Genomic DNA, 1,214 nt, shown 5'->3' with positions numbered 1-1,214 from the left:
GTGTCTGTCCCAAGAGTGGTAGGTTTTGAAAAAAGAGCAAGCTCCGAGTAAACTGGTAGGTGCTTAAGGCCACCAAGTTACCGGAGCTTGCCATGTCTATTGTCACCTTACAGATACCAGAAGTCAAGTCAATTGAGACAGAACGGCCACACCAGTGTCCGTATTGTCCAGGAGAGACCTTTCAACGCTGGGGCGGAGGGGTCAAAGCAGTGCGTGATCCATATCTAGGGGAAGTGTGGGTGTATCGCTACCGCTGCTGTCGATGCCAACGAACCTTTCGGCATTATCCGCAAGGGGTAAAGCGAGCCAGCCAGACACAGCGAACGCAGGTTTTGGTGGCCCTGGGGTGGATAATGGGTTTGAGTTACCGGGGGCTGGTGGCTTTGTACTGCGCCTTTGGGCTAAAGATCGAACGAATGAGTGCCTGGCGAGATGTACAGGTGTATGCCCGACAGTTAGAGAAAGAAAGGCATTGGCAAAAGGTGCGGGTATTAGGGGTGGATGGCGCTTATGTGCGCGGTTGGGGCAAGACACAGCCCGTTTTGGTAGCCGTGGATCTGGGTACAGGGCAGCCAGTGACGGTGGGCTATGTAGAGGAGAAAGACCCCCAGGCCGTCAAACGGTTTCTGGAGCCCCTGGTTCAGCGCTTGGGCGTGAGTGTGATTGTAACCGATGACCTGAATAGTTATAAGGTGGCTGCCAGAGAACTGAACCTGGAGCATCAAGTATGCCAATTCCATGTGCGCCGCTGGGTAGGAAGAGCCCTGCGTGACTTACGCCTTCACTTACCTCCTGAATGGCATGCCTTGATCCATGAGGTTCAGGGATTGATTGATGAACTGCCGCCCAAGGGTGAAAAGCGCCTGTGGCAGCTGTATCGCCAGCTCCCGGTTAACCGCAAAGGCCGCCGCTCAGAAGATATGGCGCCTCTGGAATTACTGCGCCATTTGATTGGCCGCTTGGCCCAGGATTGGGCCAATTACCGGGTATTTGACTGGCAGGCCGAGGTTCCTTGGACCAATAACACCACCGAACAGGTGATTGGCAGAATGAAGATGCGAGCCAGGACGGTGCGAGGGTACAAGAATTGGCCAGGAATGGCCAGCGGATTGATGGCTGCGGGGGTCAGGATCCATTAGGTCCCTTTGCCGAATATTCCCAAAAACCGCCTGCTGTTTGCGTGCTAAATCACCAACCGACTTTGGGACAGACAC

General features: G+C 54.5%; 1 protein-coding gene. It reads left to right on the top strand.

What is annotated here, in order from left to right:
* Positions 1–92 precede the first annotated feature (92 nt).
* The gene (locus ADN01_RS16825; RefSeq protein ID WP_075071308.1) at positions 93–1,139 is read left to right on the top strand and encodes an IS66 family transposase; all 1,047 of its coding nucleotides are present in this window, start codon (positions 93–95) and stop codon (positions 1,137–1,139) included.
* Positions 1,140–1,214: the final 75 nt, after the last annotated feature.

This window comes from Levilinea saccharolytica, assembly GCF_001306035.1.
Taxonomy (GTDB): domain Bacteria; phylum Chloroflexota; class Anaerolineae; order Anaerolineales; family Anaerolineaceae; genus Levilinea; species Levilinea saccharolytica.
Note: the sequence above shows the minus strand (reverse complement) of the source record. Positions and strands in the feature narration are given on the sequence as shown.